The organism is Shewanella sp. P1-14-1, assembly GCF_001401775.1.
GTDB lineage: Bacteria > Pseudomonadota > Gammaproteobacteria > Enterobacterales > Shewanellaceae > Shewanella > Shewanella japonica.
Window position 1 is genome coordinate 35,024 of the sequence record NZ_LKTL01000005.1, and the last position, 14,397, is coordinate 49,420.

The 14,397-nt window shown below is 41.7% G+C and carries 13 protein-coding genes; 5 read left to right on the forward strand and 8 right to left on the reverse strand.

Annotated features, from left to right (window positions below):
* Positions 1-37: 37 nt before the first annotated feature.
* Together AN944_RS04715 and AN944_RS04720 are read left to right on the forward strand one after the other, a co-directional pair.
* The gene (locus AN944_RS04715) at positions 38-505 is read left to right on the forward strand and encodes a DUF4920 domain-containing protein (protein WP_055023447.1); all 468 of its coding nucleotides are present in this window, start codon (positions 38-40) and stop codon (positions 503-505) included.
* Positions 498-1,076 carry a PepSY-associated TM helix domain-containing protein gene (locus tag AN944_RS04720; RefSeq protein WP_225442106.1) on the forward strand — a complete coding sequence of 193 codons (579 nt, stop codon included), beginning with the start codon at positions 498-500 and terminating at the stop codon, positions 1,074-1,076. The genes AN944_RS04715 and AN944_RS04720 overlap by 8 nt, the downstream gene beginning before the upstream one ends.
* A 188-nt stretch (positions 1,077-1,264) precedes the next feature.
* Here AN944_RS04720 and AN944_RS04725 read toward each other — a convergent pair whose 3' ends face one another.
* The 3 genes from AN944_RS04725 to dnaB form a co-directional block, all read right to left on the reverse strand.
* A complete protein-coding gene (locus AN944_RS04725) occupies positions 1,265-2,626 on the reverse strand; it encodes a hypothetical protein (RefSeq protein ID WP_055023448.1) in 1,362 nt (453 codons plus the stop codon).
* 83 nt (positions 2,627-2,709) lie between these two features.
* On the reverse strand, positions 2,710-3,789 hold the full coding sequence (gene alr / locus AN944_RS04730) for an alanine racemase (protein ID WP_055023449.1): 1,080 nt from the start codon (positions 3,787-3,789) through the stop codon (positions 2,710-2,712).
* Positions 3,790-3,924: 135 nt separating this feature from the next.
* The gene (dnaB, locus tag AN944_RS04735) at positions 3,925-5,334 is read right to left on the reverse strand and encodes a replicative DNA helicase (RefSeq protein WP_055023450.1); all 1,410 of its coding nucleotides are present in this window, start codon (positions 5,332-5,334) and stop codon (positions 3,925-3,927) included.
* 131 nt (positions 5,335-5,465) lie between these two features.
* Here dnaB and AN944_RS04740 point away from each other — a divergent pair, with 131 nt between their 5' ends.
* Both AN944_RS04740 and AN944_RS04745 read left to right on the forward strand, forming a co-directional pair.
* Positions 5,466-7,664: a S46 family peptidase gene (locus tag AN944_RS04740; RefSeq protein ID WP_055023451.1), complete on the forward strand. Its 2,199-nt coding sequence runs from the start codon at positions 5,466-5,468 to the stop codon at positions 7,662-7,664.
* 255 nt (positions 7,665-7,919) lie between these two features.
* Positions 7,920-10,883 (forward strand): TonB-dependent receptor, encoded by a 2,964-nt coding sequence (locus AN944_RS04745; RefSeq protein WP_160319078.1) that lies wholly within the window; start codon positions 7,920-7,922, stop codon positions 10,881-10,883.
* A gap of 120 nt (positions 10,884-11,003) precedes the next feature.
* Here the strand turns inward: AN944_RS04745 and rplI are convergent, their stop codons facing one another.
* From rplI to rpsF, 4 genes are read right to left on the reverse strand one after another with little or no spacing between them, the layout of a single operon-like run.
* Positions 11,004-11,456 (reverse strand): 50S ribosomal protein L9, encoded by a 453-nt coding sequence (gene rplI, locus AN944_RS04750; RefSeq protein ID WP_055023453.1) that lies wholly within the window; start codon positions 11,454-11,456, stop codon positions 11,004-11,006.
* Between the two features lie 29 nt (positions 11,457-11,485).
* Positions 11,486-11,713: a 30S ribosomal protein S18 gene (gene rpsR, locus AN944_RS04755; RefSeq protein ID WP_055023454.1), complete on the reverse strand. Its 228-nt coding sequence runs from the start codon at positions 11,711-11,713 to the stop codon at positions 11,486-11,488.
* Positions 11,714-11,725: 12 nt separating this feature from the next.
* Positions 11,726-12,028, reverse strand: coding sequence for a primosomal replication protein N (gene priB / locus AN944_RS04760; protein ID WP_055023455.1), 303 nt, complete (start codon positions 12,026-12,028; stop codon positions 11,726-11,728).
* Between the two features lie 7 nt (positions 12,029-12,035).
* Positions 12,036-12,440: a 30S ribosomal protein S6 gene (rpsF, locus tag AN944_RS04765; protein WP_055023456.1), complete on the reverse strand. Its 405-nt coding sequence runs from the start codon at positions 12,438-12,440 to the stop codon at positions 12,036-12,038.
* 394 nt (positions 12,441-12,834) lie between these two features.
* Between rpsF and AN944_RS04770 the strand changes: the two genes are divergently transcribed.
* Entirely contained in the window at positions 12,835-13,578 is a 744-nt protein-coding gene (locus AN944_RS04770; protein ID WP_055023457.1) for a YdiY family protein, read from the forward strand.
* Positions 13,579-13,653: 75 nt separating this feature from the next.
* On the opposite strand, the gene rlmB is transcribed toward AN944_RS04770, so the two are convergent.
* Positions 13,654-14,394 (reverse strand): 23S rRNA (guanosine(2251)-2'-O)-methyltransferase RlmB, encoded by a 741-nt coding sequence (gene rlmB, locus AN944_RS04775; protein ID WP_055023458.1) that lies wholly within the window; start codon positions 14,392-14,394, stop codon positions 13,654-13,656.
* Between the last annotated feature and the right edge of the window lie 3 nt (positions 14,395-14,397).

The window sequence follows — 14,397 nt, forward strand, 5'->3', positions numbered from 1 at the left end:
TTTAATAAACGACCAAGACATAACAGTAGGACAAAACATGAAAGCAAAAAAAATGATTGCCGCAGCAATTTTCTTCAGCACCTTAGTCGGTACTGCGCAGGCTGCAACAGACTTTGGTGAAGGTGTGAATAGAGACTACCTAGTACCAGTATCGACCTTGATGGACTCGCCAGAGGATTACCTTGAAAACACGGTTACTATTGAAGGAACCATTGTCGGAGTATGTGAGCACCGTGGTTGTTGGATGACCATTGCCTCTGACAAGCGATTTCAAACATTGCGAATAAAAGTAAAAGACGGCGAAATGGTATTTCCATTAACTGCTCGTGGTAAAAAAGCGTTAGCGACTGGAAAACTACAGGCGCTTCGATACGATCTTGAGCAAACTCGTGAGATTAAAGCGCATTATGCTAAAGAAGCTGGCGAAGCATTCGATCCTGCATCAGTGACCGAGCCAATGACTATGTATCAACTGGTACCGACAGGAGTCAGTATCCTTGATTAAATGGTTTAAAGGTATTAATTGGTATCGTCTTAATCGAAACTTACATCGTGATATAGGGTATTTTTGCATCGGTTTTTCTATCATCTTTGCGGTATCAGGTATTGCGGTTAATCATATTGCCGATTGGAACCCTAATTATGCTGTAGAGAAGCAGACTAAGCAGGTTGATGACAGTGACTGGTTAGCACTTGACGATCAACAAATTATTCAACGAATGCAGAACAGTTTTGGATTAACACAAACGGTAAAGTCCAGCTTTTGGCAGAATAAAAATCAGTTTGAAGTTTTTCTCGATGATGGCGATACACTGTTTTGGGATAGGCGACATCATCAGGTGAGCTATCAAGATATTGAGCCTAGAGTGATCCTTCAGGCATTGAACAAGTTGCACTTGAATGAAACACGCAATGCATGGGTGTATTTCTCTGACTTGTTTGCTGGCATGTTGATATTTTTGGCACTGTCAGCCTTGTTTATGGTCAAAGGGAAGCACGGTCCAGCCAAGCCAAAATCCATTTTATTGATGAGTTTAGGCGTGTTCATTCCCGCCTTTTTCTTATTTTTATCCTGACACAGGTATTATAAACAATGCTTATTGAGTCCTTAAATAAAGAACTCAATAAGCATTTAAATTAGAAACTAATTGAGTGTAAATCGTATACCTTTCCCGCAATATCTGTAACTTAAATCATAACTAATCAAAGCGTTAATGACAGAAGCTAAAGCAAGATCGTTTCAGTAATAAAATTAGTAGTTGAATTAAAAGGGCTGATTAACCATGACCCAAAACTGGCTTTCATCGCCACCAGTGACAAAGTCGGTACGAATAACGATACTTTCAACTTCAAATCGAATACTCGCACCATAAGCCGTTTTCATCTCTTCATGGAGAGAATCGAAGCTGAACTCGTCACTGACATTACCCGCTTCTAACAATAACGCCCATTGCCACCAAGGTACGTTATACAAATTAAACACAGGTAGATTCTGCAGGGGCTGCCAGCGAGGAGTGATGCGATATTCTAAAGCATAATTAACTGCACTACGGCCAGTAAATTGCTTTGAGTCGTAGCCTCTAAGTCGATCAAAACCACCCAAGGAGACGCCAGCAAAACTCGGCGGACGCTTAAATTCTTGTGTACTATTGTCAATATCATTCCAAGTTGGCGTATCGGCAATATAAACATTGGTAGCTAATACGTGATCTTCAAACCAAGCATTGCTCCCAAGTGACAAAAATGCACTTTGCTCAAATTCCCACATCAACCAATTTGGGTCATCATTTATATCGCTACCACGGGTAATGGTTAAATTACTCTCACCACCTTGGCTACTATTATTAGCTGAATCACGGTTATCCCAGTTAAGCGACAACTCAAAGCCTCTGGCTTCATCAGGTAAGTAATCCAAGGCCTCTAACTCACGATATTTGTTAAAGGGAGTTAAACTAATGCTTGTGACACCAGATTCTAATGGATTCCAGCTCACTGCATTTTTCTTTCTCGCTAACGAGGCTGCTGCGCCATTTTTGCCACCAGCAATAGGCAGGACATATTTAATATGTAGTTTTGAAAAACCTTCATCACCAACACTGATTATTCGCTCACTATCATTAGCCTGTGGTGCTTGTGGTAAGTAGTAAATTCCTTGTTCATAGTGACCACGAAATACCTCAGCACTAAACAGCCATTGATCAAGTTTAGGTAATTGATAATTATAAAATCCAGCATAAGTTAACCAGCTGTCATTTGCAGAGTATAGGCCAATGCCTAAAGCGACTGCTTGCGCTTGGCCAGCATGCTTTACTAATCCTGCAGCGCCAAATGTAGTGCTAAGGGTTTCTGTTGAAAAAACAATAGGAACAGCGACAAACTCAGGATCATATTGATGATTTGATTGTGGTTCAGACTGTTTTTGAGCCGTTTGATTCGCGTCTTCAGTATCTCTAGCCGCTTCATCATGAGGCAACTCTACAGATACAGTGGCCCCTTCTGACGCCAATGTTTGTATATTGGGTGTTTCAATATCGCTACTCTGTGAGATCACAGAGCTTGCTTGAGCCACACTATTTACGCTTAATAAAAGGCAATAAATCAATACTACAGATTTATACAACTGCACCTAATTTTCCTTCTAATACAGGCTAACTATTGACTTAATTAACCTGCAACATCTAGTTTCACAACGAAAATTACTGACAAATGTTATTGCTGTAAATCTACTACAACCCTGGGAGTCAGTTTAGTCACAAGCTCATAAGCAATGGTGCCTATGTGCTCCGCAACTTCTTCAACGGCAAGCGCCTTGCCCCATAACTGAACAAGATCGCCAACCTTATCTGTAGCATCTTTACCTAAATCCACTGTCAGCATATCCATAGATACACGACCAACGATCGGTACTCTACGACCATTTAACCAAACTGGGGTGCCTTCTGGAGCATTGCGTGGATATCCATCACCATAACCAATGGCAACAACGCCAAGCCGAGTATCATTATCAGCGGTCCAATGGGCGCCATAACCAACACTTTCTCCGGCTTTATGTTCCCTGACAGCAATCAGGTTAGACACTAATTCCATGGCAGGTGTAAGTCCATGATGGGTGCCTTTGTCACCGAAAACAGGTGAAACACCATATAATGCAATGCCAGGTCTAATCCAGTCGCACTGGCTGTGCGGCCAGAACAATGTAGCAGCAGAATTCGCCAAAGTTACATCACCAGGTAAGCCTTTAATCAGCTGCTCAAACGCATCAATTTGACGTTGTGTTAATGCATTATCGGGTTCATCAGCGCAGGCAAAATGTGTCATTAAGTGAATTGGCTTAGCCACATTAGGACAAGTAAGCAGACGTTGATATATCTCGTTAAATTGCTCTAAATCAAAGCCTAAACGGTGCATACCTGTGTCCACTTTCATCCACACAGTAATCGGCTTAGATAAGGACGACTGTTCTAACATTTCTAACTGAGACTCGTGATGCACAACCGTATCAATTTGATGCTCTACCAGCAAAGGAAGATCTGATTGGCGAAAACACCCCTCTAACAGTAATAATTTCGCACTCACGCCGCCAGCGCGAAGTTGTAGCGCCTCTTCCAGCCTTGCTAAGCCAAACCCATCAGCATTATCAACACATTGGGCGACATTTAATAAACCATGTCCATAACCATTGGCTTTAACAACAGCCATGACCTTACTATTCGGCGCAATTTCTCGCAGCCGAGTGAGGTTATTCTGTAGCGCTTGACGACTGATTTCTGCGCGTGGAAAAGGTTTCAAATACTTAGCCTTATTTTGCTGTAGTTATATGTTACTCATTACCTAACAGCATTCAAAAAATTAGCCTCTGTTAATTATAACAGAGGCTTGAATATTACAGGTTATTTGGCGGTCATTAAGCTGACTTAGGCAGCTTTAATCTTCATCAAATATCTGAGTGCCAGAATAATTATCAAAGCGTGAAAACTGGCCTTGGAAGGTCAAAGGCACACGACCAATTGGGCCGTTACGCTGTTTACCGATAATAATTTCTGCGACACCTTTTTGTTCAGAATCATCGTTATACACTTCATCACGATAAATAAACATGATCAAATCCGCATCTTGCTCAATCGATCCTGATTCACGTAAATCTGAGTTAACAGGTCGCTTATCGGCACGTTGCTCCAACGAGCGGTTAAGCTGCGATAATGCAATCACAGGGATCTCTAATTCTTTGGCTAACGATTTCAGCGACCGGGAAATTTCGGCAATCTCTAAGGTACGGTTATCTTTTAATGACGGCACCTGCATTAACTGCAAGTAATCGATCATGATCATAGATAAACCACCATACTCGCGAGCTATTCGGCGTGCACGACTGCGAACCTCTGTAGGAGTGAGACCAGAGCCATCATCAATATACATTTTACCTTGCTCAAGCATTATGCCCATGGTCGATGATACACGTGCCCAATCTTCATCATCCAATTGTCCGGTACGGATTTTCGTTTGGTCGACTCGACCTAATGACGCCAACATACGCATCATGATTTGTTCTGACGGCATTTCTAAGCTGAAAATCAGTACAGGTTTATCTTCGTTCATCGCCGCTTGTTCACACAAGTTCATCGCAAAGGTCGTTTTACCCATCGATGGACGCGCAGCGACAATCACCAAATCGCCAGATTGGAAACCCGCTGTCATTTTATCTAGGTCACTAAAGCCACTCGAAACTCCTGTCACACCGTTTTGAGGGTTGTTATATAACTGCTCAATTTTATCAACGGTTTTCTCAAGGATTGATTTAATTCCTTCAGGGCCTTCATTAGCATTAGCGCGAGACTCAGCAATTTTAAATACTTTGGTTTCTGCTAAATCCAATAAGTCACTTGAATTGCGGCCTTCGGGGTTATAGCCTGCATCAGCAATTTCGTGTGCAACGCCAATCATGTCCCTGACAACAGCACGTTCACGAACGATATCAGCGTAAGATAAAATATTACCTGCACTTGGCGTGTTTTTGGCAATTTCACCTAAGTAAGCAAAACCACCAGCATCTTCAAGTTGATCTTCAACTTCTAATCGCTCAGATACAGTAATTAAATCGATCGGTTGGCCGGTTTCAACCAAACGGCTCATTGCCGCATAAATCATGCGGTGAGAGCGGGAGTAAAAATCTTCAGCCACAATCGCTTCAGCAACACGATCCCAAGCATCGGCATCCAGCATTAAGCCACCTAAAACTGATTGCTCAGCTTCAATGGAATGCGGCGGCAATTTAAGCGCATCGACTTGAGCGTCTTTTAACCTTTCTTTTGCCTTAAAAACACCTTTTTGTGACATTAAAACTCCCAATTCCCAACCTGTTTGTAAAATATGGTATAACACCGAGGTCATGCAAACATGTCGCATATATCAATACATGAGACATCAACCGCTAATGCGGATAAACAATAATAATATAAGGAAAGAACATGCGTATTGCACTCGTTGCAGCCCTTGTGCTGTCTTCTGGGTTAGCTCAAGCCGATGAAGGCCAATGGCAACCCTATCAAATGCCTTCTATTGCAGATAAATTAGCACAACGCGGCATCGAAATTCCTGCAAAACAGCTTGCAGACTTAACACAATATCCAATGAATGCTGTCGTCGGTCTAGGCTATTGTACCGCCAGTTTCGTCTCTCCCCAAGGGCTAGTTGTTACCAATCATCATTGTGCTTATAGAGCAATACAATATAACAGTAAAACTGAGCACAACTACCTTGAAGAAGGTTTTCTTGCTAACACTAAAGCAGAAGAACCTTCAGCTGGCCCCAACGAGCGATTATACATTACCGAAGCCGTTACGGATGTAACTAAAAGCGTAAATGCCAATTTAAGTGCAGATCCATTAACTCGCTATCAAGATATTCAGTCAAACCGTAAAGCATTAATTAAAGAGTGTGAAACCGATGAAAACTATCGCTGTTCGGTAAGTAGTTTCCACAATGGTTTAGAATACTATTTGATTAAACAACTTATCATCCGCGATGTGCGCCTTGTGTATGCACCACCAGAAAGTGTTGGGGCATTTGGTGGCGATATTGATAACTACGAATACCCACGCCATTCTGGCGATTTTACCTTTTTGCGTGCTTACGTCGGTAAAGATGGAAAACCAGCCGTATATTCAGAAGACAATGTTCCTTTTGAGCCAAAAAGCTACCTTAAGATTAATGCTGACGGCGTAAAAGCAGGTGATGGTGTGTTTGCAGCAGGTTACCCTGGTGCAACAAGTCGTTATCGCCTAACAAGTGAGCTTGAATTTGCTAGTGATTGGATGTACCCAACCTATGCAAAACGTTATCAGTTACAGATTGATACCATTAACAGCATGGCTGCGACAGATAACGCTATCGCCATCAAATATGCGGGCAATTTAGCATCAATGGCAAACCGAATGAAAAAGCTTAACGGTTTACTTGATGGCTTTAAAGCAACCGATATTGTTGGTATTAAACAAACTCGTGAAGATGACTTTTTAGCTTGGCTAAAAAAGGATACTCAAGCTAATCAAAATCTCATCACTGAATTAGAATCTTTATTAGCCGAGCAGCAAACGCAAGTTCAAACTGATTATTATTTTAATAATGCACAATCTAGTGCGTTATTGTCTGCCGCTAAGAAGTTATACCGACTCGCTAAAGAAAAGCAGCTTCCTGATGCCGAACGTGAACAAGGTTTCCAAGAACGTGACATGAAAATGTTTGCTGCGAACTTAAAGCGTCTTGAGCGCAGCTTTGATGTGTCGGTTGATAAAACACTTTGGCTCCAAGATTTAAATGCATATATGGGGCAAAACCAACGCGTCGAAATTTTGGATAATGCATTAAACCAAATCTCTGATGCACAGGAGTTATCAGATAAACTTGATGGTTATTACGCTTTAACTGGTCTCACCGATAAAGAAAAGCGCTTAGCGTGGATGGAAAAGGATGCCGAAGCATTTGAAACCAGTGCCGACCCATTTATCCGCTTAGCCGTCGCCCTTCATGACACCAATATGGCGCAGGAAAAAGCCGAAAAGACATTAAAAGGAAAACTGTCTACCGCTCGTCCTGAGTATATGAAAGCTGTGATTGCTTATTACAAGGCAAATGACTGGCCAGTATACCCAGATGCGAACAGAACATTGCGTATCACCTACGGTATGGTCGATGGTTATCAATCTCGTGATGCACTTTACAAACAACCATTCACACGCCTTGAAGGGATTGTAGGTAAGCATACGGGTGAAGAGCCATTTAATGCACCGAAAAAATTATTGGATGCCATTGCAACAAATGATTACGGTAAACACACTGTGGCTTCAGTTTATCAAGACCCTCGCTCTTGGATATGCAGCTTGTTCTCTTGTTTAGATAAGCCGGAAGAATTTAACTCAGTGCCTGTTAACTTCTTATCAAGTGTTGATACTACTGGCGGTAATTCAGGCTCACCAGTATTTAACGGTAAAGGCGAACTGGTTGGTCTTAACTTTGATTCAACCTACGAAGCAATCACCAAAGATTGGTTCTTCAATCCAACCATTACCCGTGCTGTGCATGTTGATTTCCGCTACATCCTCTGGATGATGGATAAAGTGGATAATGCGCAAAACTTAATAAATGAACTAGAACTCGTAAGAAATTAATAAAATCAACAAATTAAAAAATGGTGCATTTACTGCGCCATTTTTTATGCCTCAAACCCAAGCTGGCGCTACAAAAAAACGTTTTTGAAGATAAACCATTAATTTATTTATACAAGCCAACTCCAGAACATCCTTATAACAATTTGTTTACTTCTTGTAACATTTAATATAAAAAATAAAAGACCACCTATTCGGTGGCTTTTTAACCAAGGATTAAAAGTAATTTAATCATTATAAGGAAAAGTCAGGATGACAATGAAAAACAAGACATTTAAGCGCTCGCTTATCGCAATGTCTATTTCCACCTTATTTACAATCAGTACGCCAGTTCTAGCAGCAAGTAATACCGATGGTTCTATTCAAGGTTCTGTTACATCAGAAACCAGTCAAGCGGTATCTGGCGCTAGTATCATAATTAAAAACCAAGATACAGGCTTAACAAGAACCATCCAGTCTGATTCAAATGGTAAATATCGGATCCCACGTCTCCCAATTGGTGCATACACGATCACAATTTCTGCTGATGGGTATGCAGATGAAGTGATTGAGAATGTCAATGTAGCAATCGGTAGTAACTCCAATGTTGAAGCTTCCCTTGATCCTGAAGGAATGGAGCGCCTAAAAGTAACAGGCTCAAGCCGTATCGCATCAATAGATACAACGTCGTCCGAAGCGACTATGGTTATCGGACAAGTTGAAATTGAACGCCTACCATTACCTAAAGACATTACCAGTGTCGCGCTTCTTGCACCAGGTACAACGCGGGGTGACGGCCGATTTGGTAACTTTGCCTCTTTCGGTGGCGCATCTGTAGCTGAAAACGCATTTTTTATTAATGGTTTAAATGTCACAAACTTCCGTAATGGACTCGGCTTCTCAAATGTACCGTTTGATTTTTACGAGCAATTTGAAGTCAAGACAGGTGGTTATGGAGCAGAGTTCGGTCGCTCAACCGGTGGTGTTGTTAACGCAGTAACAAAGCGCGGTTCAAATAACTGGGAGTTTGGCGGCAATATTCGATACCGCCCTGACGCACTTAGATCTGACTCTCCGAACAGTTACGACATGAACGGTGACATCTACAACTATAATGCTGAAGACTACTATGACAATGTTGAAGGTAATGTATATGCATCGGGTCCAATTATTCAAGATAAGCTGTTTTTCTATGCGATGTACCAACCTCGTTCAGAGAAAGAAGAATATGTAGCTGACAGAGGAACAACCTTTTCTTCAGTTAAATCAGATAACCCATTCTGGGGGCTAAAACTTGATTGGAATATTGCCGAAAACCACACGCTTGAATTTACAGGTTTCTCGGATGAGTCTGACGATGAATCAAGTAACCATTTATATGACTACGAAAACAAAAAAGTCGGCGATCAGACGTCTGTTAGCATCGACAAATCTGGTGGTGATAACTATGTATTTGCTTATACAGGGCAATTAACCGACTCGTTTAGTGCGAGATTACTTTATGGTGTCAATGAATATAACCTAACATCTTCAAGCAACATCGCCGAAGACTGTAACCTTATTTATGACCGCAGGGCATCTGCCCCTAAAGTATCACGTGGCTGTGCTTCTGCCGCCGACTATTTCCAAGAAGAAGGCAGTGACAAGCGTGAAGAGTTCCGTGCAGATTTTGAATGGTTTGTTTCGGACAATCACGTCATTAACTTCGGTTACGATCAAGAAATCAATACCTCAAGCAGTAATCAATACTACTCAGGACCAGATGGAGTGTATTGGTTCTATTACGACACGGCACCAGGAACAGAACTTCCAAACGGCGGCATAGTACCTGATGGCGTAACCGAATATGCTCGTTCAAGGGAGCGAACTGTCGGTGGTGACTTCGAAGTAAATTCATCAGCACTATATATTGAAGATACTTGGACAGTTACCGATGATATTACCCTCTCACTCGGTCTTCGCTGGGATTCATTCAACAATAAAAACTCTGAAGGTGAGAGTTTTGTGAAAATTGATGACATGTTTGCGCCACGCTTAGGCGCTTCTTGGGATATCAACGGTGATGGTGAATCAAAATTATTTGCTAACGTCGGTCGCTACTTCTTACCTGTAGCTAGTAATACTAACGTTCGTTTAGCGGGTAACGAATATGATGTTCGTAAATATTACGTGCTAGAAGGCACCACTGACCAAGAAATAAATGGTATTCAAGTCCCTACTCCGAATTTAGGAGCACAAATCGGTGATGACGAATACTTAGCTGACGGCACCGTTCCTGATACAGCGGGTATTGTTGATCAAGATCTAGACCCTATGTATCAAGATGAAATTATTATTGGCTATCAAGCCATGCTAAACGAAGACTGGTCATGGGGCATAAAAGGGACGCAACGTAAGCTAAATGGTGCTATCGATGATATGACTATCAGTCATTGGACAGAAGCTAAATACGGTTGTTCACACCCAGGTGGGGGCGGATATGTATTAGGCAACCCTGGCGAAGATATGACTGTTGCAGTTGATTCTGATTGTGATGCTGAGCACACCCTAGACAAAACGGTCACAATACCTGGTTCCGAGCTAGGCTATCCTGAGGCAGAAAGAACTTACAACGCTGTCGACTTGACCTTAAATCGTGCGTGGACTGACGATTGGAGTATGAGTGCGACTTATACTTGGTCACAAAGTTATGGCAATACTGAAGGCTTAGTTAAATCAGATAATGCGCAGGATGATGCGGGTTTAACACAAGACTTCGACTTTCCTGAGCTAATGGATGGGGCTGATGGTTACTTGCCTAATGACCGTCGTCATATGTTTAAAATATATGGTGCATATGCCATTACCGACGACTTTACCGTGGGCGCAAACTTTACTGTTGAGTCTGGGCGTCCATTGAATAAGTTTGGTGTTGGGCATCCAAACGGACAACCAACATATGGTGATACTTACTACACGTTAAACTCTGATGGTACTTCGTATGATTTTAATCCTAGAGGAAGCGATGGTCGTACCGACTGGGTTTACCGTTTAGACTTATCGGCGTCATATATGATTCAAGTGTCTGAGTTAGACGTTTTGCTAAAAGCGAATATTTATAACGTATTCGACTCGTCGGCAACAACTCGTCAAGTGGAAACCTATGAGCTAAATAGTCCAGGTACAATAGATACTGATTTTGGCACAATTACTGGTTATCAAACACCACGTTATGTTGAGTTCAGTGCAAGTGTGAAGTTCTAACCTTTAAAAATACACTTTCTTATTAAACTGCACGAGGAACTCCCCCTCGTGCTTTTTATGCCTTTTTTGACATAAAAAAACACCGCCAATTGGCGGTGTTTTCTTTAAAGCAAATTGTTATTAGTCTTCTGAAACAACAGAAACTTTAACAACAGCTTTAACTTCAGTGTGAAGTTGAACTTCAACTTCGAAGTCACCTAAAGTGCGTAAAGCACCTAAAGGTAGACGTACTTCAGCTTTAGCAAGCTCAACACCAGCAGCAGTTACTGCATCAGCGATGTCACGAGTACCAACTGAACCGAATAGTTTACCTTCGTCACCAGCTTTAGAAGCGATAACAACAGCTTCTAATGCAGCAAGCTTTTCAGCGCGCGCAGCACAAACACCTAATTCAGCAGCTAATTTAGCTTCTAATTCAGCGCGACGTGCTTCGAAAACTTTAACGTTTTCGTCGTTTGCGATCACAGCTTTGCCTTGTGGCAAAAGGAAGTTACGTGCGTAACCAGCTTTAACTGAAACTTGGTCACCTAGGTTTCCAAGGTTAGCGATTTTATCAAGCAGAATAACGTTCATTATCTAATTCCTCTGATTTAATACTGCGATTACTGATGTAAATCAGTGTATGGCAGTAGAGAAAGATAACGAGCACGCTTAATCGCGCGAGCTAGTTGGCGTTGATATTTAGCACTAGTACCAGTGATACGGCTAGGAACAATCTTACCGCTTTCTGTTACGTAGTTTTTTAAAGTAACGATATCTTTGTAATCAATTTCTGCAACACCTTCAGAGGTGAAACGACAGAACTTGCGACGACGGAAATAACGTGCCATGTTGACAGTCTCCTAAGTTTTCAATTCGACATTTTCGGCATGCATAACCAATTTATTTTGGCCATTTCGTCCTTGCTGCATAGAGATAAACCCTTCAACTTGGACCTGCACGCCTGCTTTTAATTCTTCTGTAACGCTATTAAAGCGTTGGCCACTTAATATGACTTGGATGAGACAATAAACGTTACGTAACATTTGGTCTTCATACCGCTGTGTTTTGTGCTCTAACGTGATGACCTTATGAGGTATCCCGCTTGGACTTTCAAAACGCTTAGAACGAGTTATCGTTCCGGCCAATACTAAGTGATTAATCACAGACTAATTATTCAGCAGATTCTTCAGCGCTTGCTTCTACTTCTTTTTCAGCAGCTGGTGCAGCAGTAGGAGCACGACGTGAATCACGCTCATCTTTTGCTTTAGCCATTGGAGAAGCTTCAGTAACAGCAGTTTTAGTGCGCATTACCATGTTACGCAGAACAGCGTCATTGAAACGGAAAGCTGTTTCTAACTCTTCGATAGACTCTGCAGTTGCTTCTACGTTCATAAGAACATAGTGAGCTTTATGTAGGTCTTGAATTGGGTAAGCCAATTGACGACGACCCCAATCTTCTAGACGGCTGATAGTACCGTTAGCATCAGTGATTACACTGCTGTAACGCTCGATCATACCTGGGACTTGTTCACTTTGATCTGGGTGAACCATAAATACGATTTCATAATGACGCATTTATTGCTCCTTACGGTTAATTAGCCTCACGTGTGGCTCAGTCAGACCAAGTTGGAGGCAAGGAACGAAATTAAATGACTGATTTGAGCGCGACATAGTACAGAAACACAACAGCAAACTCAAGTAATATTTCTAGTGGTTCAAGCTAGATTTGTGTTTCACTTCGTTTAGGGGAAACCCTGCTGTTATCAATGCTCAATAGTTATCTTCCCTTCCTTGTAAACACCTCGTTTTTTTACTTTGCAATCAGATTGATAACTAAGCTCTGCCCCATATTATAAAACCTTAAGGGAAATTGGCATGTCTGAGCGCTTTGCAGCTAACTCGATTACAGGTATTATGTCGCTTCATCCGTATTTCAGGCGTTCACAATCATAATTCATAGAAAAGCGTAATGAAAAAAGTCGTCATGTTAACTTCCACCCTGCTCGCCTCAACGCCAGTCTGGGCATTAGTACCGCCAGATTACAAAGAGCCACCAAGCGACTTTAATGCTGAAATTGAAGCTGGAATGCAATTAAATACCGGTAACAATAAATCGCAGAATTTTAATGGCCGTACTTACTTAAATTACGACACAGAAAAAGCTAGGCAAGAGTTTACTTTCAAAGTTTATTACGCAGCTGATGATGAGTCGACGACAGCTGAAAAGTACGACGTTTATGCCCAATCAAGTTATAAATTAGACAGTGGTTATATTTTTGGACGAGGTGAATTCACCTGGGACGATTTTGGTAGTTATACCAAACTAATGACCATTTCATCTGGTTACGGTTTTGATATTATCTCCAACTATCAAACAAAGCTCAGTTTAGAGGTGGGTCCAGGTTTTCGTTATGATTTACCTAAAGCCACAGATTCAGACTTAAACCCTGATGCTAACCAAGATATTATTTTACGTACCGCAGCCAAGTATTCAGTGAAGCTGCAAGAGTACACCAGCTTAAATGCAGACTTAACCTCTGAAGTCGGTGAAGATAACAATACCCTGACGCTAGACTTGAGCTACAAAAATACTTTCTTGCAGGATTGGGCATTCAAAATTGGTGTGAACGTCAGATACACTGCAGTGGTTCCAGAAGACAGTGTCAAAACCGATACGATTACCACGTTCAATCTTCTCTATACTTTCCAGTAAATCCATTTACGATTTTTATCGCATAAAAAAACGGGCATTAAGCCCGTTTTCGTCGTGTCGCATTTTCAGTTCATTTTATGCTTTGCGTTGACGCACTGCTTCAAATAAACAAATACCGGTTGCTACTGATACATTCAAGCTTGAAACACTTCCAGCCATTGGAATCGAGACTATCGAATCACAACTTTCACGAGTTAAACGACGTAGTCCTTTATCTTCTGCGCCCATTGCAATAGCTAATGACCCTTTTAAGTCTGCTTGATACAGTTCGCAATCCGCTTCACCTGCCGCACCAATAATCCAAACTCCTTTTTGCTGAATATGACGCATGGTACGAGCAAGGTTAGTCACTTGAAATAACGGGATGGTTTCAGCAGCACCACAAGCAACCTTACTCACGGTTGCAGTTAACCCAACTGAATTATCTTTCGGCACAATAATGCCCTGTACGCCTGCGGCATCCGCGTTACGAAGACAAGCACCTAAATTATGTGGATCCGTTACGCCATCTAATATTAATAAGAAGGCTTGATCAGTTTTTTCAAGTAATACGTCTAAATCATTTTCAGTTAAGATTTTTGCAGGCTTAACCCGTGCAACAATTCCTTGATGTTGACTACTGGCAGATTTGTCATCAAGTACTTTGCGACTTGAACGTTGCACCGACACACCAAACTGTGTCGCCGAATTAATTAACGGCAATACACGTTCATCTTCACGGCCTTGTAAAGCCCATAGCTCAATAATGCGCTCAGGTGCGTTACGTAGCAAAGCTTCAACTGCATGGATGCCAAAAATGATATCTTGTTTTTTCATTTA